Below are 23,624 nucleotides of genomic sequence, written 5' to 3'. Positions count from 1 at the left end.
CCTGTGCGCATAGATTATCATACACACCATGAGCGGTGTGGTCATGCTGTTGGCAAGCTGGAGGCTTATGTGCAGCGTGGGGTGGAAATTGGCCTATCTCAGATTGGGCTGTCGGATCACATGCCATTGCTGCATGTAGATCCCGCTCAATATTATCCCGAGATGGCCATGGCTATGGACGAGCTGCCGCGTTATGTGGAGGAGTGTTTTTCTCTGAAAGAGCGGTACCGTGGTCAGATTGATGTGCGTGTCGGCCTCGAAGGCGACTATATTGAAGGCTGGGAGACAGAAATTCAGGCCATTATCGAGCGGTACCCTTGGGACTATGTGATTGGATCGGTTCACTTTCTCGGGGAATGGGATATTACGGATTTTCGCCAGACCCATCATTGGGAAGGCAAAGACGTACTGGAAGTTTACCGTCAGTACTATGATGCCGTGAGCAAAGCGGCAGCTACAGGAATGTACGATATTATGGGCCATGCGGATGTCATCAAGCGCTTTGGCTTCGCTCCGGCACCAGAGCAGACGGAAGAGCGGGTAGCTTTGGAAAATGCAGCGCTGCAAGGCATTGCAAAGAGTGGCTGCGCTATGGAGCTCAATGCATCAGGATTATCGAAGCCATGTGCAGAGATGTTCCCCGGTCGCCGGATGCTAACTAAGGCTATTCAATTGGGGATTCCGCTCACGCTTGGCTCCGATGCACATGATCCGTTGAAGCTTGGCGATTACCTGCCTGAAGCCGAGGCGCTCCTGCGCGAGCTGGGCTGTACGGAGGTAGCTGTTTTTGAAGGTCGTCAGCGCTCGTTCCTTTCTTTAAATGTATAGAGCAGTGGAGTATAATGAGGGTAGGAAATAACCTTTTAGATAAGGATTATATAGGGACTTCAACCCTCGGGAGGGCATTATGCAGCATTCGTTACGTATTTTTTCCGGTTCATCGAACCCTAAGCTGGCAGAACAGGTATGCGACAAGCTGGGCGTACAACTAGGCAAGATCAAACTGTCCCGGTTCAAGAGCGGAGAAATATACGTTCACTACGAAGAGACGATCCGCAACTGTGATGTGTTTCTGATTCAATCATTATCTCATCCGATTAATGAGTTGTTCGTTGAATTGCTCGTCATGATTGATGCAGCCAAAAGGGCTTCTGCCCGTACGGTAAATATTATTGTTCCCTACTACGGATATGCCCGTCAGGAACGTAAGTCTGCTCCGCGTGAGCCGATCTCGGCCAAGATGGTTGCAGATGTGTTAACTACCGCCGGAGCCAACCGGGTAGTAACCATTGATCTGCATGCAGCAGCAATTCAGGGATTCTTTAATATTCCAGTGGACCATATGACATCCTTGGATCTCATTAGTGATTATTTGTTGAGTAAAGGCATTGAAAATCCGGTGGTTGTCTCCCCTGATGCGGGACGAGCATCGATGGCGGAGAAACTGGCGAATCGTCTGGATTCCCCTTTTGCCATTATGATCAAGAAGCGGCCAAGCCATAACGAATCAATCATTACACACGTCATTGGGGATGTGGAGGGTCGAACTCCGATTATTATTGAGGATTTGATTGATACCGGAACGACAATTCTCAATGTTGTTGAAGGGTTGAAGGAGCGTGGCTCCAAAAACGTATATGTATGCGCAACACATGGTCTGTTCTCGGATGGGGCGCTAAGTAAGCTCAATCATCCCTCTATAGCCGAGGTGGTGGTTACAGACTCCATCGCACTGCCTGATGATCATCCCGAATGCTTCAAAGTGTTACCTGTAGCTCCAATGCTTGCTCGTGCTATTCGCATCATTGTGGATGGTGGGTCTATGGCTACGCTGTTCAAAGATTCAGGGATTTAACTATGCAGCACAGACATGTGCGAATCCAGGTTTACTGTACCGTGTTGGAGTAGTTTGCTGCTCAGCACGGTTTTTGTTTTTTTATGATCATGGATGAGGATAAGGATTCCGATGTGATAAGAGAGCGTAGACAATCGATTCCTGCTTTGCTGCCTGAAGGCTTGTGCTATAATAACTTAAAATTAGTTCTATGGCTGCGTGCTGTTAGGGTGATTCAATCCCAGAGATGTGACGGATGTAATGAACAGTAGAACCACGGCAATATACACCGGTGTCGTGGAGTGAGGAGTGGGGTCTATTGTCCCGGACTTGGTATTATCGGCTACTATTTTCTTATTTTCCTATTTTCTTTCTTACCATGACCGTACTCATTTTTATCGCTTTTGTTTTCATTAATGACATCTCCAGGGAAGAAACAAGGAAAGCAGATCGCATCTCCTCCAGTTATTTGGCGGACAGTCTGGACCGGACGCTCCGGGATATTGAGCTTTCGTTGATGGAAGCGGTGCAGAGTGAACAGGCCTACAAGTACTATTTTAATAGCCAGAATCAGGTGGGCAAAGAGACCGTGTATAGCATTGCACAGAGTTTACGTGAGCTGACGAGCTCCAACCCTTGGATTCAATCGATATATTTATATGATAAGAAAAATGAAAGCGTTTTAACGTCAAGCGGGTCCAAGGATATAGACAGCTTTTCAGACAAGGCATGGATCAACCAACTTGAGTCCGGTTCTCTTGCTTCAGGCTGGCAGCCTGTCAGGGAATACGATGCGGGGGTTAATCAGCGTACGCCTATTCGAGTGTTGACGGTAGATAAAGACATGCCCCTGCCATTTGGTTCGGATGGGGTGCTTGTCATTAATATCAAGATGAGCAGTATTGAGCAGAGTATTGACAGTATGGTCAATGGACAGCTTTCCTTCATGAGCATTCTTGACAGTAACGGTCAGGTTGTATACGATGCGCATTCAGATCGTGAAGGTGCCGTAGAAGGACAAGAGCTGAACACCCTTTCGCTGGAAAGGTTGGGGTGGACGATCTCCAGTGGAATCAAGAAAGGAAACCTGTATGGCTGGGTCTCGGTCGTTTCCTATGTGTGGGTGGCCATTGCGGTTGTAACAGTCATCTGCGCTATTATCTATATCATCTATATCACACGTCGTAATTATAAGCCTATTCAGATCATTATGAACCGGATTGAGGCGCATCAGATTCGGGTGCTGGAACAATCCGGCTCTCGTACCGATGAGATGAAATTGATTGATGGCGTGTTGGAAAACCTGATCAACCATATGATGGATTCGGACAAAAAGAGCAGGGAAAACGTGTTACTGCAACGCAGCAAACTTTTTAACGATCTGCTGAATGGAGAAAATCTGGATCATGCGGTAGAACGATTGAAGGATCTTTCCCCGTTAACGGGTATGGATACTTCGTCATGCTTCGCTGTTGTGGTTGGCGAAATCAACCGTTATGAGAAGGGCTTCCAGGAACAGTTCACGAGAGGTGAGCAGAATACGCTTAAATTTGCGCTAATGAACGTTCTGCAAGAGCTCTCACGCAATGCAGATATGCAATGCTGGACGGAATGGGTGAGCTCTGATCAGATTGCGATCCTTTTCCTGTCCACAGACAGCAGTGTGGATATGACAGAGCAGATTCGCCTGGTTGCAGAGGAATGCCGATCTTGGGTTGAGCAGAATCTGCGTATATCCTTGAGTTTCGGTATCGGACCGATTGCAGAGGGCATCAAGGCCATTCGTGAATCATACGTGGCGGCTGAGACTGTGATGCACCGCAGATTACTGAGAGACGGGGATGTGGCACTGGCCGGGTATGGAGAAACTCAGCAGCAGCTGCTGGATACCTATACTTATTTGCAGATGATTGCTGATTTTGTTAAACGGTTTCGGATGTCGAGCAGTCAGTGGCGTGATCAGCTGGAGGAGATTTTCACGGCATTTGAACGTGATAAGCTGCCGGATGATGAGATTCACTCCTTGATTCAGGCGATGCTGCAGATGCTCAGCCGTGAAGTAGCGGTCATGTCTGAACAGCTGCAGGAGAAATTATCGGAGGAAAACATTAACAAGTGGTTAATGCTGATGAAAGAAGCGGAGACACTTGAAGGTGTTAAGGACATTCTTTTTGATGACCTCACGGATCTGTTCAGAACTTATGTGTCGGTAACTGAAACCAAGAGCTACAAAGCGATGGTCAATGAAATGAGAAACTATATTGAAGAACAGTTTGCGAATCCAGATCTTTCGCTGAAACATCTGAGTGATCGATTCCAGATTACCGGCAAACATGCGAGTTATTTGTTCAAGACAGAGTTCAATATGAAGTTTGTAGACTTCCTTACAGAATTGCGGATGAAGGAAACGGAGCGGCTGCTCAAGAATACGGATCTTTCGTTACAGGACATCGCCCAGAAGGTGGGCTACGCCAATGGGATTACTTTGGGACGAGTATTTAAACGGGTTGCGGGTATTACACCAGGTGACTATCGCCGTTTGAAACGTGAACATCACGAATCCGAGTCGTAAACCATAGGCTCATGCTGCGAATTAAATCTCTAAGCACGGGTGGACTTCATGCAGGTGTATCTCTCAAGAGGCGCCATGCAGAAGTTCGCCTTTTTGCTGCTGGTGTAAGCCTGGAATCCGACCGGAGCCTGCGTTTATGCAAGAAGCCCCTGATTTACTCCTGTTTGTGGCCCCTTTACGAAAATCGTCAGTCTGCGAAAATCGTCGCTAGGGATAAACCATTATCCATATGTAAGCGTTTCCGAAACAGGTTTATTGCCAGCGTACGGAAAGATGTGGAATACTCTGGGCAAGCTTTAAACATTCACGCAAAGCCAAAGGGGATGACAAAATGACAGGAAAAGCAACCAAAGGCAATCTTAAGAAATGGATGGGATTGGCACTTACGATGGTAATGGGAGTATCTCTACTTGCTGGATGCTCATCTGCATCAGATCAAGAGACAGCAGAGGGCAGCGCATCGGGCAAGGGTGAGCGCGTTACCTTAAAAGTCGAGGTTTTTGATCGTGGTAACAGCCCTTCACCGTATACGATTACCAACAACTATATGACTAAATGGATCCAGGAACAGTTTGGTGATCCAAATAACATTGATGTGCAATTCGTACCGGTTCAGCGTTCGGAGGAAACGACGAAGCTCAATGTGTTAATGGCTAGCGCCAGTGACGTTCCGGATATTGTATTTGTATATGACTCGAGTGTGTTCTATCGCTATGCCCAGCAGGGGGGACTTACCGACGTAGGTGAGCTTATTAATGAGCATGCACCTAATCTAAAAGAATATTTGGGTGAAGACTTGTTGAAGTTTGGTCAGCTTGAAGGTCAGCAATTCGCCATTCCGGGTAAACGTGCCATTACTGCCCGTTATAATTCTTATATCCGCCAGGATTGGCTCGACAAAGTTGGAATGAAGGCTCCAACGACAACGGATGAGCTCTACGAGACGCTAAAAGCATTTAAAGAGAAAGATCCGGGTAATCTGGGAAGCAAAAACATCCCAATGGGTATGGCACTTGCGCCAGCTCAGTATGAGACACTGATTTATTCGTTTATCAAGCCGATTCAGGATGGACTGACGTACAGTCAACGATACGAACTACCGTTGCATGAAGGCTTTAAGGACGCGATGCAGTTCCTTAACAAATTGTACAATGAAGGTCTGATCAGCAAAGATTTCAGTCTCGATGAAGAGAAAACTCAATTGGTTAAGGACTTCCAAAATGGCAACATCGGTTACATGTCGGAAGATGTAGGTCAGATTCTGTACGCAGACGGTATGCTGGATAATTTGTACAAAAACGTGCCGGGTAGCAAAGTCGCAGCAATCGACGCTTATACAAACGCCAATGTTGACAATAAATATATCAAATCACGTTACGGCAGCAACGGAATGTATATCATGATTCCAAAGAGCAGCAAACGAGCTGTAGAAGCAGTGAAATATTTGGATTGGATGGCTTCTGGAAATAATCTGCTTGATATGTACAGCGGCGTCGAAGGTGAAAATTACGAGATGGTCGATGGAATTCCAGTTGTCAAAAATGACGCAACACAGGAAATGAAGGATCGCATCTACAATTCCGGTGACATGGCTATTATCGCCAATGGCAAAGTGATCGGAGACCAGGAAGTAAATGAAGCAGCATGGATCGCGGGCTTCCCGGAGAATAATCAGGAATTAATGAGACAATCCATTAACATTGCCAACACCGACACCATCGGTCCGATCGTTTTTAGCAAACCAATTGCAGCGGAATCCAAATATGGGACGGCGCTGAATGATAAGCTAAAAGTGCTTATCGTAAAAACAGCGATGGCTAAGCCTGCAGAATTTGAAGCTGTTTATGAAAAGGAAATGACTGATTTCATGTCGCTCGGTGGCACAGAATTGAAGAAAGAGCTTGAAGAAGCACTTCAGTAAGTAATCGTTACTCAATAAATAATCCTTACACATCATGGCTCCAAATAAGATACGCATGTTACCGCATAACTTTGGAAGGGACGTGTGCCGCTGATTTGTGCGGCACAGCCGTTTCTTTGTTGATAGGAGGAAACCGACTTGACGATCACATACTTGAAAAGGTATTGGCAATTGTATGCACTGATCTCACTGCCGCTGATCTACTTTTTGATCTTTCGCTACGGACCGATGTATGGTGTTCAGATCGCCTTTAAAGACTTCAACCTGTTTCAGGGCATTAACGGTAGTGAGTGGATCGGTTTCGATGCTTTCCGTGAGGTATTTGGGATGCGTGATTTCTACACCACACTACGCAATACCTTTATGCTGAATTTTCTTGATCTGATTGTTTCATTCCCTGCACCTATTATATTGGCAATCATGCTCTATGAAGTTCGATTTAAATGGTTTAAAAAAATATCACAGACGATTCTGTACATTCCTCACTTTATTTCATGGGTGATCATCGGGGGGATTGTATACCAATTGTTTGGTAATCAATCGGGTATGGTTAACGGTGTGCTGGAGAGCATGGGGTTAAATTCAATACCATTTTTGACAGAGAAGAACCCCTGGCTTGTGACGTACCTGTTCACAGGTGTCTGGCAAAGTGCAGGATGGGGAACCATTCTATATCTGGCCGCATTAACCGGCGTGAACAAGGAATTGTTTGAAGCGGCTGAGATTGATGGAGCATCACGGCTGAAGAGAATCTGGCATATTACGTTGCCGAGCATCAAACCAACCATCGTGACCTTGCTTATTCTCAATCTTGGACATATGGTCAGTATCGGTTTTGATCGGCCTTATATTATCGGTAACACGGCTGTGCGTGAATATTCCGATGTACTCAGTACCTTTGTATACAGAGTTGGTCTTGAATCAGGACAATACACACTGGCAACCGTCGTTGGTTTGTTCCAGGCCGTTGTGGGACTTATCTTTGTACTTGGCTCCAACTATATTTCAAAAAAAGCAACCGGTGAAGGTATTTTGTAGGTTATTAAAGAATGAAAGATACGCCAATCGGCTTGTTTGTATAGACCATCAGTAAAGGAGCTGTGCGCATATGAGTGAACGCACCTCAAACCGGATTTTTGATATCGTTAATATCTCCTTTATCATTTTGTTTGTTATATTTTGTCTGGCTCCGTTTCTGCACACGATTGCGATATCACTCAGTTCGAACCGGGCGATTACGTCAGGTGAAGTGACCATATTCCCCAAAGAAATCAATTGGGATGCGTATATTCAGGTGTTTTCTGATCAATCGATGATCTATTCACTGGGTTTCACAACGGTTCTAACAGTCGTGACCACAGTGTTGTGCATGCTATTCACACTTGCAGCTGCATATCCGTTAACCAAGAAAAAACTGAAAGGGCGCAAGCTCTTTATGTATGTCATCATTATTACGATGTTCTTCAGCGGCGGGATGATACCTGAGTACTTGCTCATTCGTGATCTCAACTTGCTTAATTCGGTCTGGGCATTGATTCTGCCTGGTCTGGTGAGTCCGTTTAACCTGATTATCCTCATTTCCTTCTTCAGAGGCATACCGGAAAGTTTGGAGGAGTCGGCAGAGATTGACGGCAGTTCACATGTACACACGCTCTTTAAAATTATATTGCCACTATCCATGCCTGTATTGGCTACGTTGGCCCTTTTCTATGCGGTTGGACGCTGGAATGGATTCCAGGATTCCCTTTTGTATATTAATGATCCGCAGCTATATCCCTTACAGCTCAAGCTCTTCCAAATGGTACAAAACAATATGGTGAGCGAACTTACGCTGATGGAGGGTGCTAATCGCGCTCCATTAACCCCGGAAAGCCTTAAGGCTGCGACCGTCGTTTTTGCGACCGTACCCATTCTTCTCGTCTATCCGTGGCTGCAAAAGTATTTTGTTAGCGGTGCCATGCTTGGGGCAGTCAAGGGTTGATGATAACGGTGTAAATGCATTTGTTTGGAGGGACTAGACATGTACAGACAACTGGTGGACAGCAATGACAGAGCAGTTCAGAAAGGGATTACCCGGCAAGTACTTGACCCGGAGAGCTGCTATTATGGAGGAACGATTGATCTCTCTACAGGTATCGCTTGGGTCAATCACACAACAGGAACACCTACGGATATGTGTTACTGGGGAGCGGCGCTTGTTAATCCCGATTCGATTTATTTCCAAGACAATGAATTGCTTAATCGCCTGCTTCTGGCATCGGAGTATGTACTCCGTAATCAGCATGAAGATGGCTCCATCTCCCCCGGCTGGACCAATTCCCATTCTCCGCCAGATACAGCATTTGTCGTCGTGGGATATGCTCAGTTGTATCAACTTCTTAAGCAGCTGGAATGGGAGCCATTGCAGCCTGTGCTGAACAATATGCGCCTGTTTCTGGAACGAACTGTTCCGGTTTTGCTGACCGGGGGCTGTCATACCCCGAACCATCGCTGGGTGCTGTGCGCGGCGCTCGGTTTCCTGCATCAATTGTTTGACCTGGAGGAAGCGGTGCAGCGTGCAGAGCAGTGGCTGGCTGAGGGTATGGATATTACGCCTGACGGGGAATGGACGGAACGGAGCAACGGAATTTACAGTGCCGTCAGTGATATCATGTTAATCCATGCGGCGCGTCTGTTAAATCGTCCCGAGTTGTTGGAACCGGTGAGGCTCAATCTGCGCATGATGGTGTATCTTGTACATCCAACAGGTGAGGTTGTTACGGATTACTCAGGTCGCCAGGATCTAGGGAGCGTGCATGATCTATCTCCGTATTATTTGCCGTATGCCATGTTGGCCCGGTTGGACGGTGATCCGATCTTTGCCGGCATGGCTGAATGGGCGGGAGAAATGTTAACAGATCCCGGCGTCTGCTCGGTTAATGCGCTCGTTCGGCTGCTGCTGGAGCCTGAGCTTCAGCAGGCAGGTAAGGCACGTGATCATTTGCCTGAGCTGTACGAGATCATACTGAACGAGCGATTTGTGCGGGAGGACTATTTGCAGCGAATGGAATCGGCAGGTCATCATGGACGCATCTCACACAGCCGGTTGCATACGGACTTCGGCGCACCTGTAGCGCGTATTCGGTCCGGTAATACAAGCGCGACTGTAATGACGGAGGTGCCTTCATTTTTTGCCCTTCGTCATGGTGCGGTACGTCTGCTGGCTGTTCAGTTGGCCTCCTATTTTAATCCAGGATATGTGCCGATGCAGCACATGTCTCGATTGCCGGCAGGTTATAGTCTAACGGGCGAGCAGAAAAAGGGTTACTATGGTCCGATCCCTGATTGCCAACTGCCTGAGACGGCGAGAACAGCCATCAGTCCGTGGTATTTGTTACCCCATCAGAGTCGAGCGCTCACCCATGAGCAGACGTTCCGTGTACAGACGGAAGTATTACCAACCGAAAATGGCTGGACACTGAAACTGGCGGGAGAGCAGCCGGAGCAGATCATGGTGCAGCTGTCTTTCGTGTTCGGAAGCGAGGGCGAGCTTTCCCAGGAGGGATTGCTTGAGACGGATGAGGGCCATTACCTGTGGAAGAGCGGCACATTGCGATATTCCTGTGGAGATGACTGGATTGAGCTGACTGGAGGCGAGATGGGGCATTTGGCGGCAACCGTACGTGAGGCGAAGCTGCCTGATAAGTGTAAGGTTGTGCTGGTTAACTTTATGACTCCTTTCCACAAGACGGTTCATATCTCTCTTTCGCCTACCATGGCGTTGAAGGTGTAATTCTGATGAATCTCTTTTATAAGTAAAAGTCCATGAAGCAAAAAGATGACATTTCATTCGAAAGGGGTGAGGGGTGTCATCTTTTTTGCGCATTTTTGGCATAAACGACATGAAACTACATATTGAGAAGTGGGCCTTAAGATGTGGTATACTGGAGAGTATGAATGAAAGCAAAGAGGAGGTGCCTTGGAAGATGAAGGGCAAGCTACTGCGGGCTGAGGGACACCTTGCCAATGTTATACCGATTCACTTGGATGCTTCTTTCTTTTTTGAGAGAGCTGTCCGCTCGCTGGACCGTAATCACGTCGACAAGGCATTAAAATATTTTCGTAAAGCTGTTGAATATGAACCGGAAAATCCGGTGAATCATTGTAATATGGCGGGTATATTATCAGAGAAGGGGGATTACGAGGCTTCGAATGCCGTTCTTGCGCATGTGCTCGACGTGGTAGATCCGTCCATGACGGAATGTTATTTCTACATGGCGAACAATTATGCGAATATGGATCGGTTTGAAGAAGCTGAGCAAGCGCTTGTTACGTATTTGGAGGAGGATACCCAGGGTCAGTTTATGACGGAAGCCGAAGAGATGATGGAGCTTCTGTACTACGAGCTGGATCGACCAGCCAAACTGAACCGGATCAAATCACGTAAAGGTGTCGTTGAGCACGATCAGGCGCGGGAATTGTTGGAACAAGGGAAGTTTGCACAGGCGGCTGAGCTGCTGGAAGACATGGCACCCGATTATCCTGATTACTTGGCTGCTCGCAACAACTTGGCGCTTGCCTATTATTATATGGGGTTGTTTCCCAAAGCGAAAGAGACGATTGCCGAAGTACTGGAGCAGGAGCCTGGTAATTTGCATGCACTGTGTAATCTCGCAATCTTTCACCAGAACGAGAATCGAGCCGACCAAGTGCTGCTTCTGATCAAAAAATTGCGTGTCATCGTGCCTTTCCAGCACGAACAGGTCTACAAACTGGCTACCACGATGGGTATCCTGGGTCAACATGATACGGCTTATGTGCATTTCCGTCGCCTGTTGAAGGATGAAGAAACCGCTGCAGACCCGGCTCTCGCACATTATGCAGCAGTCGCGGCTTATAATACGGAACGTTACGATTCCGCTGAACGTCTGTGGCGTCACGTGGGCAAGCTGGACCCGGGTTTCGGAAGTATCCCGGTACTATCTGTCTGGACTTGAGGCTGTGAGACAGGGAGAAAAGATCCGGAAAAACTAAGTTATCACTATCATCTGCCATTTGACGAGCAATTCAGACAATGGGAGAACTATGGCAACGGCATACCTGAAGAGATGAAAAACGATCCCTTGATCCGTTCCTCTTTCTTCTGGGCGTTGCGACATGGGGATCGGGCTACCAAGCTTCAGGTCATTCATGCTCTTGGCATGATTGGTGATTATGAGGTGCAGCAGGCACTGCAATCCTTTATCCAGGAACCGGGTGAAGATCAGGAGCTGGTGGAAGCCGCTCGTTCCGTACTCCATGGTCTTGATTCAGAAGCAGCTAAACAGGATGATTCTCCTGTTCTACTACCGTTAACTGCGTTGAGCAAACGCACCATTCCGAAGATGGAGTCGATGACGGAACAAACGGAGACAAAACCATCTTCGCATTGGCAGGCGGTCGTGGACCGTGCGTTACAGATGTCCGAAGCCAAAGCCGAATTGCAGCAAGAAATGGAACGGCTGTGGACCGACTATGTATCGCGCGTACACCCGGAGGTGCCTGGTACGAAGCAAATAGAAGGCTTGGCTGCGGGATTGGAATATTTGGCGGCCAAGATTCATAGTCGTCCAGTGACCTACCAAAGCATAGCCGAGCGATATGGCATATCAGCTGCCACAGTCAGCAAATATGCACGGCAAATCAACAAAGTGTGCAACTCCAACCCACCGATCCTATAAATGTTTCTTGAAAATCTCGCTTTGGGAAAGACTTCATGGCGTGAAGGATACATTGGCCTGGAAAACGGGTAAACTTAACGAATAGGTCTCGACATGCCTGTAGGATATCATCATAGCAAGTTAATCGCCACTCAACACACTCTCAACCTTATTAAGGAGGCTGTATCTATATGACTAAATACAGAACGATTGTGATCGGAACCGGACCTGCGGGTCTGACAGCAGCGATATATCTGGCTCGTGCTAATCTTAACCCACTGGTTATCGAAGGTCTACAACCGGGTGGTCAATTGACGACGACAACGGAAGTTGAGAATTTCCCTGGTTTTCCACAAGGCATCATGGGTCCGGAATTGATGGACAATATGCGCAAGCAAGCGGAGCGTTTTGGCGCGGAGTTCAAAAATGGTTGGGTGGAGGAAGTGGATTTCAACAAACCGCCCTTCAAGGTTAAAGTTGGAGGCATCGGTGAACTGGAAGCCGATTCGATCATTATCTCTACCGGCGCTTCGGCCCGTTATCTCGGCATTCCGGGAGAGCAGGAGAATGTGGGACGTGGGGTAAGTACATGTGCCACATGTGACGGATTCTTTTTCCGTGGCAAAAAGATCGTCGTTGTCGGCGGTGGAGACTCCGCGATGGAGGAAGCCAGCTTCCTGACCCGTTTTGCAACAGACGTTACCCTGGTTCACCGCCGGGACGAATTGCGTGCATCGAAAATTATGCAGGATCGGGCTCGCAGCAACGAGAAGGTGAAATGGGCGTTGAACCGTACACCACTCGAAGTTGTGCCTGAGGCTCTTGGGGTTAAAGGGCTTAAGGTGCGCAATAACGAGACCGGGCAGGAAGAGCTGCTTGAAGCCGACGGCGTATTCATTGCAATTGGGCATACACCGAATACGGGATTCCTGAGCAATCAGATTACACTGGATGAACACGGCTATGTTGTCGTTAAACCAGGTACTACCGAGACTAACATTCCGGGTGTGTTCGCCTGTGGTGATGTTCAGGATACGAAGTACCGTCAGGCCATTACAGCAGCAGGTTCAGGGTGTATGGCCGCAATGGACTGCGAGAAATTCCTTGAAGGCAGCATTGTGCATGACTGGAGCGAAACACTGGATAAGTAAGCATGAAAAGGGTATGGTTTGGCATAAATTAAGTAATAGAGACAACGGGAAGTCTCATGATGTGAGAAGCCGGAAGGCTTCTCTTTTTGAAACCAAAATGAGCATCAGATCGTATACATAATGGGCATATTAGCTGTGAGGTGAAGACTTTGGGGGAAATGATAAAAGATTGGTTACAGAATGCAACAGTGCGGCGATTTTTGATCCTGCTGTTGTTTTGTTTGGTGCTTTTCAGCATGGGGAGTATGCTGCACATGATTTTGCTGTTATTCCTGGTGACGTATGTCATGAACAGGTTGCAGCATTTTATTACAGAGAAGTTGAATCGTTTATTTCCGGTTAACTATAAAGTTGTCGTCATCCTGCTCTATCTTATCGTTATTGCAGCCATTGTACTGGGTATCTCCAGGTATTCACCACGGATCGTGGATCAGGTCGTTCAGTTAACAAATGAAATCATGAAGTTTCTTGATACCGCGGACGGTGATAATTTTGCTTCCAAAATTGCAGGTTATCTGCAATCGTTCGATATTAAAAACTATACCAACGATGCATTGAAGTATATTTTTGCGTTAAGCAAATGGTTGGAGTTCATTCTGCTGGTCATCATACTCAGTCTGTTCTTCTTGTTGCAAAAGCGGGAGATCTCCAAGTTTACCTCCAAGTTCAAAACAAGCAAGATTGGCTGGTTCTATAATGAAGTGGCTTACCTTGGAGATAAATTTGTATCTTCCTTTGGTAAAGTCATTGAGGCGCAGTTGTTGATTGCGGTATTCAATACAGCTTTGACGATTTTGGGATTATGGATACTGGGTTTCCCGTACTTATTCGCCTTGACCATTCTGGTGTTCATGCTGAGTCTGGTACCTGTTGCGGGGGTTATCATCTCATTGATTCCACTTTGTCTAATCGGATATCAACTGGGAGGATTGCAGCTCAGCGTAATCGTGATCATTATGATCATCATCATTCATGCGCTGGAGACGTACTTCCTGAATCCGAAGCTGATGGCACACAAAACCAAATTGCCGATGTTTTACACGTTTATCGTACTGATCCTGTCTCAACATTTCCTGGGAATCTGGGGGCTTATCATCGGTATTCCGATCTTTGTCTTCCTGCTTGATATTCTGGATGTTAACAAGATGGAAAAAACGGAAGAGCCCATTCGTGTGGAAACGAAGTTGTGACCAGTAGCTGAATAGCTGCTGAAGGCTAAATTTAGGTAATATTCAAAAAGCAGAGAAACGCCTCCCGTTCTGGGGAAGGCGTTTTCTCTGTCCATATTCACTGATAATGTATGGACAGACGGTTATGTAGGTTGGAACAGCAGTTGGTTCTTATGAATTGGCCGCACTAGCCTTTACAACCATCCTTTCTCCTCTGCAATGCTGACGGCTTCGATGCGGTTCTTGGCATCAAGCTTGTTGAAGGCTTCAGACAGGTAGTTGCGCACGGTTCCATAGGAGAGATGAAGGGAGGCGGCGATATGATTGGCATTCATGCCAGTGGCTGCGAGCTTAAGCACTTCTCTCTCCCGTTCAGTTAACGGATTGATTTCTTTGGCTGCACCGAAAACGAGCTCTGGGGAAACCTCTCGTCCACCATTCATGACCCGTCGAATAGCTCCTGCCAAACGATCACTTGGTTCGTCCTTGAGTAAATATCCCTGTACCCCGACCTGAATGGCACGTTCCAGAAATCCCGGACGGGCAAAAGTAGTGAGGATGATAATACGGCAGGGCAGACCGAGTTGTTGTATACGTTCTGCTACGTCCAGGCCGCTCATCACGGGCATTTCAATATCCATAAGACACAGATCTGGTTGGAGGGAACCAATCTGCTTCAGAGCTTCCTCTCCATTTCCGGCTTCACCAATGACCTCCAAATCATCTTCCAGATCTAGCAGTGAGGCAAGCGCGCCTCTCAGCATGCGTTGATCTTCAGCAATTAAAATACGAATCATGCTCAAATACCTCCTTGGTGTTCGGTGGCAATCAGTGGGAAGGAAAAGACAAGATCGGTTCCTTCAGAGTCCGAGGAAATCTGGAGGGAACCGTCGATGAGGTTCAGGCGTTCAGACATCCCTTTTAGGCCATTGCCTTGATGTTCATTTGGACTCATGCCATCACCGTTGTCTATAACCCTTATGCTTATGCCATCATGCATACGTTCCAGCTTGATTACACTGCAGGTGGCTTTGCTATGTTTTACAATATTCGTTACGGCTTCAAGCAGGCAGAGGCTCGCCATGTTCTGGGTAAGATCAGGAACATCATGAAATGGGCCCAGTTCTCCTGCCAATTGAAGCTCGATATCGGCACTCTTTAACATTTCTTTGGCATCAGCGATTGCTTCAACAATGCTGATTGCCCGCATGTCACTGACGAGCTGGCGAACTTCCCGCAAAGCGGCGCGGGAAGTTCGCTCAATCTCTCGTGCTTCCTGAATCGCGCGTTCCGGTTCTTTGACAATGAGTTTGGTTACAAGTTCACTCTTCAGTGTGATCAGCGAAAGTGTATGTCCCATGGTATCATGCAGATCCCTGGCAATTCGCATTCGTTCTTCACGTTTGATCAGCTCCTTAATGTGCTGATGGGCTTCATCCAGCTGGGCCTCCAGCTTTTGCCGATCCAACATGGAGCGGATCCCGAAGGGTGAAGCAAGCATAATGAGGTAAAATGGCGCAAAAAACATGAGCTGATAAGCGGTAAGGTATTGAATTTTCAAGGCAATGGGAAGGGTCTGGACGATGGCGAATATCACCAAAAACATTCGAAACTGACGCTTTTCGGTGTACCATCCGATAAAATTGGCTGTGAAAAATCCGAGAAAAAACATATTGGGATCAATCACAAGGCTCAGTACCAGAACGCAAAGAATTTGTAAGCTGAGCCAATAGGAAAAAAAGGAGGTTCCGGATGTCATGTAGAGCTGCCGATAAGTCAGCATAAAAACGACGAAGGAAGTTATCCCGATGTACTGCTCATGTCCTTGTGCGTTCCACAAATAATAGACTGGCATAGCCAAATAGATCATCCATATATACGGGTAAAAGCCATATCGCTTGGGGAAAAGCTCGAAATGCTGAAGCATCTTTGAAGATTACGCCTCCCTTTGTTTATTGCGGATATATGTGGATAGTAACATAAATGCTACCAGATATGCTGCCAAAAGTAGGATATCGTGTAGCGCAGGTACGCCTCCGGCTATAATAATCCACGCTCCATTTCCAAAGCTGTGGGAGGGCAGCCAGTTTCCAATCTGTCCGAGCCAGTTCGGCATGAGATCAAGAGGCATCCACATTCCGCCAAGCAGGGCAAGAGACAGATAAAGGGCGTTGCTCAGTCCACTGGCAGTGTCAACCCGCCGCATTGTTCCTATACAGGTACCAAGTGCAAGAAAGGGAAGAGATCCTGCCAGAATCCAAAGGGCGGAATTTATCCATTGGGCAGGGGAAAGTGATACATGATTAATCAGAAATCCAGCTGTAAAGATGATGATGATGGAGAATAGATGCATTATCGTTTGACCCACCATTTTGCCTCCAAAATAAATGGAGTTGGGTAATGGAGTCACTTGCAGGTAGGTGACCCACCCCTGTGCTCTTTCTTGGACAAGCCGGATACCGAGTGTCATGATAGAGGATCCCATAATGCTGAAGCAGGTCATGGACATCAAGTAGTGCGCATTCCATTGTTCTGATTCCGTTGTTCCTGTAGTGAATATGCGTGTATAAAGGAAATAGAAGGCTACGGGCATCATCAAAGACCAGAAAATAAAATAGATATTGCGGGACATGCGAAGCATTTCAACACGAGATTGGGCGAGAAGCATCAACATATCAAAGTTCCTCCTTCATGGTTTCCATCAAATTTGTGTAGGCATCGTCCAGTTGTCCTGTTTCAATTCGGATGTCACTAACAGGCAGCCGACGTTCAATGATGTGACGGAGTAGTGAATCCGTATTTTTGGTGTATAGAATGCAACGATCTTTGTGGTATTCAATCCCGTCCACGTCAGGCAAGCTTTCGATATGTGCACGGACATCTTCGGTCTCGGCTGCCATCTCCGTTATGGACACTGAATCCTTGCCAAACATACTTTGCTCCGTAGAAAAGGAAACGGTCCTTATAGTGATGCCGGCCTTGATATTCTCGGGTGTTCCGTCTGCGACAATGGTACCTCGGTTAAAGAGAATAATCCGATCTGCTACTTCATCTGCTTCATGAAGGTAATGCGTTGTGAAGATTACGGTTTTACCTTCTTGTGCAAGTTGTCGGACTCGTACCCAGAATTGTCTCCGGGTTTCGGAATCCAGCCCGACTGTAGGTTCGTCAAAGAATAAAATATCGGGATCACCTGTCATGGCGAGGGCGAAATTCAGACTGCGCTTTTGTCCGCCGGACAGCTTCTCTGCTCTTTTGTTCAAGTCGGCTGGAGGAAGTCCTGTCAGTTCTTCAATATAATCTGCTTGAAGCGGAGCGGGATAATAGCTGCGTACCATGCGTATAATCTCTCGAACGGTCAGTCCATCCATTACACTCACGTCCTGCAGCATGACACCTATCTTCTGTCGAACCTGTTTGCGATTCGGTTTTGGCCCAGCACCGTCACGATGCCTGATGTAGCGGTGGACAGGCCAAGTATCATTTTCATGGTAGTTGTTTTACCCGCACCGTTTGGGCCAAGGATTGCAACAATTGAACCACGGGTAATCTCCAAGGAGATGTTATTGACAACTTCTTTGTTGCCGTACCTTTTGTTAACTTGTTCCAGCTTTATAACGGGTAAACTCATCTTTAAATCACGTCCTTGTTCTGTTCTGTAAGATAATCCCATCTTACCGAACGGCCTGAGACGTGATTAGTAAGGATTGTCATGAAATTCAGATGACAATTGTCATCTTTTACGCATGGAACGAGTGGATATGCAATATCATGAGTTGAGGCTTCCTCTTCTATGGAGGAAGAAAAGAAGCTTGCGTTTTTAATAGAGACAAATGGGGTTGTATACGTATTCAAAAATAGCCTGTGATGTTGTTCACAATAGCGGGGAAGCTAATCACAGCAAAGGTCTTATCGTCTTGACCCAGGCGTATCCTTCAATTATAGTTGGTACGTAGGATTAAACTATTATAGATAGATAAAGGTGGCTTGTAGCATGTCTGAGAAAATCTACGTTGGGGTCGATCTCGGCGGAACAGCAATCAAGGTCGGTATATGTGATGAACACGGTCAGCTTATGTATACGTATGAAGGACCGACTGAAGTGGATAAGGGCGTTGACACGGTCATTGCCAACATCGAGAAGTATGTCCGTCATATCGTTGCCGAATCGCCTTTCAGCTGGGAGCAGCTTGAAGGTGTGGGAGCGGGCGTGGCTGGGTTCACCAATGTACGCGAGGGAATTATCGTTCTTGCCCCCAACATTGGATTTCGGAATGTAGCCATTCGTTCGATTTTGGAAGAACGTCTGGGCAAGCCAGTCAAAATAGATAACGATGCAAACGTGGCTGCACTGGGTGAAGCATGGGCAGGCGCTGGTAAGGGCGTGGACAACTGTGTGTGCTATACGCTTGGTACAGGCGTTGGTGGCGGACTGATCCTGAACGGCAAGATCTATCAGGGTTTTTCCGGTATGGCTGGTGAGCTGGGTCATGTCAGTGTTGTCCCTGATCTGGAAGCGATCCAGTGTGGATGTGGCAAAATGGGATGCGTGGAAACTGTATCTTCAGCAACGGGAATTATTCGTATGGCCAAAGACGCTGTAGAGCGTGGAGATCATACATCACTGGCACTCGTTGACAAAATCGCAGCCAAGGAAGTATTTGATGCAGCCAAGGCGGGCGATGAAGTTGCATTGCGTATCGTCAATCGTGCAGCGTTCTATTTGGGTAAATCGATGGCGGCTGTAGCTGCTGTAATTAACCCCGAGATGTTCATTATCGGTGGCGGTGTATCCAAAGCGGGTAATATTTTGTTTGATGAAGTACGCACTGTATTTGCGAAGCTGACACCTGAACCACTGCAAGAAGGCGTTAAAATTCTTGAAGCAACACTTGGCAATAATGCAGGTATTGTTGGCGCGGCTGGTCTTCTCTTGCGTTCCTAGTAACCTCGTAACAGTATAATCCGACAGCAATATGATAAGGAGGGGACATTTATGCTTGAAGGTGAAGTTTCACCGGGCACAGGCGCCACGCTCATTATCATTACGGGCATGTCCGGGGCAGGCAAGACGATTGCAGTACAAAGCCTGGAGGATCTTGGTTTCTTCTGTGTGGATAATCTACCGCCGGTATTGATTCCGAAATTCGCGGAACTGATTGAACAATCGAACGGCAAAATTGGCAAGGTCGCACTTGTTATCGATCTTCGCGGGCGTGAGTTCTTTACGGCTTTGTCCGAGTCACTGAACTATATTAAAGATCATTTTACCATTCATTGCGAAATATTATTCCTGGACGCGACAGACTCTGTATTGGTCCAGCGCTATAAGGAGAGCAGGCGCAGACATCCACTCGCTCCTGAGGGCATGCCGCTGGACGGCATCCGGCTGGAACGTAAAATGCTGGAGGAGCTCAAAAATTCCGCCACTCAGGTGCTGAATACAAGCACGATGAAGCCTGCTCAACTGAAAGAGCGCATCATATCCCGCTTTTCTCATCTGGAAAGCCATATGCTGTCGGTAAATATTACGTCGTTTGGGTTCAAATACGGTATTCCAATTGATGCGGATCTGGTGTTTGACGTTCGTTTCTTGCCAAATCCGCATTATATTGAGCATTTACGTCCGAATACGGGACAGAATAATGATGTATACGAATATGTTATGAAATGGCCGGAGACGCAGGCGTTTCTGACCAAGCTGCTGGATATGCTGCATTTTCTGATTCCGCAATACCGGAAGGAAGGCAAAAGCCAGGTTATTATTGGAATCGGCTGTACCGGAGGCAAGCATCGTTCGGTAGCAATATCGGAATATTTGGGCAAAATGTTGGGAAGCAGCGAAACTGAGGCTGTCACCGTGAGCCATCGCGACGCCGACCGGGACCGTCATTGAAGAGGGTGAAGGGATGAAGAAGCCGGACCACGAAGAGAACGTCCGAGAATTGTAGTCATGGGCGGCGGAACCGGATTATCCGTGATGCTGCGCGGTTTGAAGGAAAAGCCGCTGGACATCACGGCCATCGTGACGGTGGCGGATGACGGAGGAAGTTCGGGCATCCTGCGTAATGAGCTGCAAATGCCGCCTCCGGGCGACATTCGTAACGTACTTACGGCGCTAGCGGATGTAGAACCGTTGTTGTCGGATATGCTGAATTATCGCTTCAATACAGGCGCGGGGCTTGCAGGCCACAGCCTGGGTAACTTGATTTTGGCTGCAATGACGGATATATCGGGCGACTTCGTGACCGCTGTGCGGGAACTTAGCCGCGTGTTTGCCGTTCGGGGTGAGGTGTTGCCCGCAGCCGGGCAGGCCGTTATTCTGCATGCAGAGATGGAGGATGGCTCGATTGTTACGGGCGAGTCCAAAATCCCTGAAGCTGGCTTACGGATCAAACGCGTTTTCCTTGAACCGGATCACGTGGAGCCGTTGCCAGAGGCTGTGGAAGCCATTCGTCAGGCAGACGCCATCCTGATTGGGCCAGGTAGTCTCTACACGAGCATTCTTCCCAATCTGCTTGTACCTAAGCTGGCTGAAGCTGTCGTTGAGGCTGACGCCGTGAAAATGTTTATTTGTAATGTGATGACACAGCCGGGAGAGACGGATAATTATACGGTGAGTGACCACCTCAAGGCGGTACATGAACATATAGGACACCAGATTTTCGACTATGTCATTGTAAATAATGGTGATATTCCGCTGCAGGTGCAGAATAAGTATGCGGAAAAAGGAGCTAAACCGGTTGTGCTCGATATGAATGTGCTGAAGAGTGCCGGCTATCAAGTGGTTGCGGATACGTTGGTCCTGTTCCGAACTTATCTGCGTCATGATGCCGACAAGCTGAGCCATCACATCTATCAACTTGTACAAAATTGGATGTTACGGAAGAGGTGAAGTCTCATGTCGTTTGCAGCACAGACCAAAAAAGAACTAACGATGATTGAAAGCGAACCGTGCTGCGAAAAGGCGGAACTTTCAGCCCTCATCCGTATGCTTGGTGCGGTGCAGTTATCGAATAAAAAAGTCATCTTGGATATTTCGACGGAGAATGCCGCGATTGCAAGACGGGCATACTCTCTGCTTAAAAAGCATTTTCAAGTGCATACGGAATTGCTTGTCCGCAAAAAAATGCGGCTGAAAAAGAACAATGTGTATATTGTTCGAATTCCAACCATGGTACAAGAGATATTAAAAAAGCTGTACATTGTTTCCGAAGGATTTCTGTTTACTCCCGGGATCAGTGGAGAGCTGTTCAATAATAATTGCTGTAAACGTGCTTATCTCCGAGGAGCATTTATGGCGGGAGGCTCGGTCAACAATCCCGAAGGTTCATCCTACCACCTGGAGATTGCGTCCATGTATGAGGAGCACTGTCAGGCCCTAGTGGACCTGGCGAATGAATTTCATCTCAATGCCCGGTGTATAGAACGCAAAAAAGGATTCATCCTATACATTAAGGAAGGCGAGAAAATCATTGAGCTACTCAGTATTATTGGTGCACATCAGGCCCTTTTCAAGTTCGAGGATGTGCGGATCATGCGAGATATGCGTAATTCCGTCAACCGAATCGTCAATTGTGAGACGGCGAACCTGAACAAAACGATTGGAGCAGCAGTCAGACAGATCGATAACATCAGACTGTTGCAAAAGGAAGTTGGTCTGGAGTCGTTGCCCGAGAAGCTTCGTGAAGTGGCTGAAGTCAGACTCGCCCATCCGGATATCAACTTGAAGGAAGTAGGCGAACTGCTTAAGGGTACAGTCAGCAAGTCCGGAGTGAATCACCGGCTTCGCAAAATTGATGAGCTAGCTGAGAAGGTTCGTAACGAGCGTTACGGTTGAAAAAGAGAGGCAGCTCAGGTGTAATGGGCGATGTAAAAAGGCTAAAATGGGTCATAATAATGACATTCCAATTACCCTGAGTTTTTCTTCTAGTGTCCTGCTCTGGTTATATGGTATAATGTTATAAATATAATTGTGTATTTAATGTCCAGATTTCATAATAGGGGGTAAGTTTCCATGACAAAGCACCCGGTAGTTGTCCGTTTGAAAACGGGTCTCCATGCCAGACCTGCGGCACTGTTCGTTCAAGAAGCGAATAAGTACTCATCTGAAGTGTTCGTCGAGAAGGACGACAAAAAAGTAAATGCAAAAAGTATCATGGGGATCATGAGCCTTGCAATCAGTACTGGTACGGAAATCCAGATTAGTGCAGAAGGCGCGGATGCCGAGCAGGCTGTAAACGCTTTAGTTAGTCTGGTAAGCAAGGAAGAGCTTGAGAACCAATAAGATATGATTTGAACCCAATGAAGAAGTCCCGAAAGGGGCTTTTTTGCGTTTTATAGCTGTCAAGTGCAACATTATGGAATTAAGCCCGTCTGTTAGGTATCAAATCGATTTGAGTATGAGATGTTAAAACTTAAGGAGGCTAACGTAATGGGTAAATTATGGATGAAACCGCTGGGTGCGGTGATGGTTGCAGGTACATTGCTTGTTGGAGGTACGGCGTGGGTAGCGCCTAGTAATTATGCGTATGCTGCTGAGGTACAGGGGGTACAACAAAACGTGATTAACGTTGTGGGTACAGGTGAAATTCAGGTGAAGCCTGACATCGCTTATCTTTCCATCGGAGTGAACAGTACGGCGGATACAGCTGCCTCTGCTCAAAAAGCGAATGCAGCGAAAATTCAAAAGGTGAGCAATCTGCTGAAAAGTACGTGGAAAATCAGTGCGGACGATATTCAAACCAGCCAGTTCTACGTACAGCCCAACTATACGTATAGCGACAAAGATGGACAAAAGATCAAAGGGTACACCGCTCATCACACACTGACCGTGACTTACCGTCAGATGGACAAGATTGGAGAGCTTTTGGATGCTGCTTCCGAAGCTGGGGCCAACAACATTGAGAATGTACGTTTTACAGTCGAAAAACCGGAGAGCTTTGAAGCTCAAGTCATTGAGAAAGCCGTTGCCAATGCTGATGTAAAAGCTGGAGCTATTGCAAAAGCGGTTAAACGCCAATTGGGCGCTGTTCTGTCCGTGAGTCAAGGTGACGCTAATGTGCCTGTGTTCTATGCAAGTGAGTCTCTGATGTCCAAAGCGACAGCTGATTCTGCTGGTAGCACAGAAATTGAAACAGGACAGGTTAAAGTAAGCACAACGCTCAATATTACTTATGAAATGAAATAAGCAAAATAATTATTACCAAATGTCCGTTAAAGAGATGCTTGGGCGGGCGAAAGGCAATAATGACAAAGACGTTGTCCGATGGACAGCGTCTTTTTTGTTATAAAGGCGG

Annotated in this window: 18 protein-coding genes and 2 pseudogenes; 16 read left to right on the top strand and 4 right to left on the bottom strand. The window is 47.1% G+C overall.

All coding sequences use genetic code 11. The features are described from left to right. Nucleotides 1-3: 3 nt before the first annotated feature. From hisJ to ACTWJ7_RS01250, 10 genes and pseudogenes are all read left to right on the top strand, one after another. Entirely contained in the window at nt 4-828 is an 825-nt protein-coding gene (gene hisJ / locus ACTWJ7_RS01295) for a histidinol-phosphatase HisJ (protein ID WP_301881157.1), read from the top strand. A gap of 79 nt (nt 829-907) precedes the next feature. After that, nucleotides 908-1,855 (top strand): ribose-phosphate diphosphokinase, encoded by a 948-nt coding sequence (locus tag ACTWJ7_RS01290; protein WP_024634118.1) that lies wholly within the window; start codon nt 908-910, stop codon nt 1,853-1,855. A 298-nt stretch (nt 1,856-2,153) separates the two neighbouring features. Beyond that, a complete protein-coding gene (locus tag ACTWJ7_RS01285; RefSeq protein ID WP_301881155.1) occupies nt 2,154-4,406 on the top strand; it encodes a helix-turn-helix domain-containing protein in 2,253 nt (750 codons plus the stop codon). A gap of 331 nt (nt 4,407-4,737) precedes the next feature. Further along, on the top strand, nt 4,738-6,327 hold the full coding sequence (locus ACTWJ7_RS01280) for an extracellular solute-binding protein (protein ID WP_301881154.1): 1,590 nt from the start codon (nt 4,738-4,740) through the stop codon (nt 6,325-6,327). A gap of 138 nt (nt 6,328-6,465) precedes the next feature. Beyond that, nucleotides 6,466-7,365: an ABC transporter permease gene (locus ACTWJ7_RS01275; RefSeq protein ID WP_024634121.1), complete on the top strand. Its 900-nt coding sequence runs from the start codon at nt 6,466-6,468 to the stop codon at nt 7,363-7,365. A gap of 70 nt (nt 7,366-7,435) precedes the next feature. Further along, nucleotides 7,436-8,308: a carbohydrate ABC transporter permease gene (locus tag ACTWJ7_RS01270; RefSeq protein WP_301881152.1), complete on the top strand. Its 873-nt coding sequence runs from the start codon at nt 7,436-7,438 to the stop codon at nt 8,306-8,308. 39 nt (nt 8,309-8,347) lie between these two features. Further along, nucleotides 8,348-10,099 carry a hypothetical protein gene (locus ACTWJ7_RS01265; RefSeq protein ID WP_301881150.1) on the top strand — a complete coding sequence of 584 codons (1,752 nt, stop codon included), beginning with the start codon at nt 8,348-8,350 and terminating at the stop codon, nt 10,097-10,099. Nucleotides 10,100-10,292: 193 nt separating this feature from the next. Next, nucleotides 10,293-12,026: pseudogene (locus ACTWJ7_RS01260) on the top strand (tetratricopeptide repeat protein). Between the two features lie 170 nt (nt 12,027-12,196). Further along, complete coding sequence (gene trxB / locus ACTWJ7_RS01255) at nt 12,197-13,156, top strand: thioredoxin-disulfide reductase (protein ID WP_301881148.1); 960 nt, start codon at nt 12,197-12,199, stop codon at nt 13,154-13,156. 158 nt (nt 13,157-13,314) lie between these two features. Then, nucleotides 13,315-14,346, top strand: a complete 1,032-nt coding sequence (locus tag ACTWJ7_RS01250) for an AI-2E family transporter (protein ID WP_029881471.1) — start codon at nt 13,315-13,317, stop codon at nt 14,344-14,346. 173 nt (nt 14,347-14,519) lie between these two features. On the opposite strand, the gene ACTWJ7_RS01245 is transcribed toward ACTWJ7_RS01250, so the two are convergent. The 4 genes and pseudogenes from ACTWJ7_RS01245 to ACTWJ7_RS01230 all read right to left on the bottom strand — a co-directional run bounded on the left by ACTWJ7_RS01245 (nt 14,520) and on the right by ACTWJ7_RS01230 (nt 17,956). Continuing rightward, nucleotides 14,520-15,122 (bottom strand): response regulator transcription factor, encoded by a 603-nt coding sequence (locus ACTWJ7_RS01245; RefSeq protein WP_301881147.1) that lies wholly within the window; start codon nt 15,120-15,122, stop codon nt 14,520-14,522. Nucleotides 15,123-15,124: 2 nt separating this feature from the next. Beyond that, entirely contained in the window at nt 15,125-16,252 is a 1,128-nt protein-coding gene (locus ACTWJ7_RS01240; protein WP_301881146.1) for a sensor histidine kinase, read from the bottom strand. 9 nt (nt 16,253-16,261) lie between these two features. After that, a complete protein-coding gene (locus ACTWJ7_RS01235) occupies nt 16,262-16,999 on the bottom strand; it encodes an ABC transporter permease (protein ID WP_079344962.1) in 738 nt (245 codons plus the stop codon). Between the two features lies 1 nt (nt 17,000). Beyond that, nucleotides 17,001-17,956: pseudogene (locus ACTWJ7_RS01230) on the bottom strand (ABC transporter ATP-binding protein). A gap of 363 nt (nt 17,957-18,319) precedes the next feature. On the opposite strand from ACTWJ7_RS01230, the gene ACTWJ7_RS01225 reads away from it, so the two are divergent. The 6 genes from ACTWJ7_RS01225 (at nt 18,320) to ACTWJ7_RS01200 (ending at nt 23,515) form a co-directional block, all read left to right on the top strand. Beyond that, nucleotides 18,320-19,270, top strand: a complete 951-nt coding sequence (locus ACTWJ7_RS01225; RefSeq protein WP_024634127.1) for an ROK family glucokinase — start codon at nt 18,320-18,322, stop codon at nt 19,268-19,270. Nucleotides 19,271-19,321: 51 nt separating this feature from the next. Continuing rightward, nucleotides 19,322-20,221 (top strand): RNase adapter RapZ, encoded by a 900-nt coding sequence (gene rapZ / locus ACTWJ7_RS01220; protein WP_024634128.1) that lies wholly within the window; start codon nt 19,322-19,324, stop codon nt 20,219-20,221. Nucleotides 20,222-20,278: 57 nt separating this feature from the next. Next, nucleotides 20,279-21,220 (top strand): gluconeogenesis factor YvcK family protein, encoded by a 942-nt coding sequence (locus ACTWJ7_RS01215; protein ID WP_443145071.1) that lies wholly within the window; start codon nt 20,279-20,281, stop codon nt 21,218-21,220. Between the two features lie 6 nt (nt 21,221-21,226). Further along, nucleotides 21,227-22,165: a DNA-binding protein WhiA gene (whiA, locus tag ACTWJ7_RS01210; RefSeq protein ID WP_079344958.1), complete on the top strand. Its 939-nt coding sequence runs from the start codon at nt 21,227-21,229 to the stop codon at nt 22,163-22,165. Nucleotides 22,166-22,342: 177 nt separating this feature from the next. Beyond that, on the top strand, nt 22,343-22,612 hold the full coding sequence (locus tag ACTWJ7_RS01205) for an HPr family phosphocarrier protein (RefSeq protein ID WP_017691248.1): 270 nt from the start codon (nt 22,343-22,345) through the stop codon (nt 22,610-22,612). A 147-nt stretch (nt 22,613-22,759) separates the two neighbouring features. After that, the gene (locus ACTWJ7_RS01200) at nt 22,760-23,515 is read left to right on the top strand and encodes an SIMPL domain-containing protein (protein ID WP_301881142.1); all 756 of its coding nucleotides are present in this window, start codon (nt 22,760-22,762) and stop codon (nt 23,513-23,515) included. The last annotated feature ends 109 nt before the right edge of the window (nt 23,516-23,624 follow it).

Origin of the sequence: Paenibacillus sp. 1A_MP2, from assembly GCF_052244825.1 — a bacterium.
GTDB lineage: Bacteria > Bacillota > Bacilli > Paenibacillales > Paenibacillaceae > Paenibacillus > Paenibacillus vandeheii.
Note: the sequence above shows the minus strand (reverse complement) of the source record. Positions and strands in the feature narration are given on the sequence as shown.

Bases quoted from the DNA above. Each gene is read 5' to 3' on its own strand.
- ACTWJ7_RS01200 (WP_301881142.1), top strand. From the start codon at position 22,760: ATGGGTAAATTATGGATGAAACCGCTGGGTGCGGTGATGGTTGCAGGT.
- ACTWJ7_RS01225 (WP_024634127.1), top strand. From the start codon at position 18,320: ATGTCTGAGAAAATCTACGTTGGGGTCGATCTCGGCGGAACAGCAATC.
- ACTWJ7_RS01240 (WP_301881146.1), bottom strand. From the start codon at position 16,252: ATGCTTCAGCATTTCGAGCTTTTCCCCAAGCGATATGGCTTTTACCCG.
- ACTWJ7_RS01205 (WP_017691248.1), top strand. From the start codon at position 22,343: ATGACAAAGCACCCGGTAGTTGTCCGTTTGAAAACGGGTCTCCATGCC.
- ACTWJ7_RS01280 (WP_301881154.1), top strand. From the start codon at position 4,738: ATGACAGGAAAAGCAACCAAAGGCAATCTTAAGAAATGGATGGGATTG.
- ACTWJ7_RS01215 (WP_443145071.1), top strand. From the start codon at position 20,279: ATGGGCGGCGGAACCGGATTATCCGTGATGCTGCGCGGTTTGAAGGAA.
- rapZ (WP_024634128.1), top strand. From the start codon at position 19,322: ATGCTTGAAGGTGAAGTTTCACCGGGCACAGGCGCCACGCTCATTATC.
- whiA (WP_079344958.1), top strand. From the start codon at position 21,227: ATGTCGTTTGCAGCACAGACCAAAAAAGAACTAACGATGATTGAAAGC.
- ACTWJ7_RS01250 (WP_029881471.1), top strand. From the start codon at position 13,315: ATGATAAAAGATTGGTTACAGAATGCAACAGTGCGGCGATTTTTGATC.
- ACTWJ7_RS01265 (WP_301881150.1), top strand. From the start codon at position 8,348: ATGTACAGACAACTGGTGGACAGCAATGACAGAGCAGTTCAGAAAGGG.
- ACTWJ7_RS01235 (WP_079344962.1), bottom strand. From the start codon at position 16,999: ATGTTGATGCTTCTCGCCCAATCTCGTGTTGAAATGCTTCGCATGTCC.
- trxB (WP_301881148.1), top strand. From the start codon at position 12,197: ATGACTAAATACAGAACGATTGTGATCGGAACCGGACCTGCGGGTCTG.
- ACTWJ7_RS01270 (WP_301881152.1), top strand. From the start codon at position 7,436: ATGAGTGAACGCACCTCAAACCGGATTTTTGATATCGTTAATATCTCC.
- ACTWJ7_RS01290 (WP_024634118.1), top strand. From the start codon at position 908: ATGCAGCATTCGTTACGTATTTTTTCCGGTTCATCGAACCCTAAGCTG.
- ACTWJ7_RS01245 (WP_301881147.1), bottom strand. From the start codon at position 15,122: ATGATTCGTATTTTAATTGCTGAAGATCAACGCATGCTGAGAGGCGCG.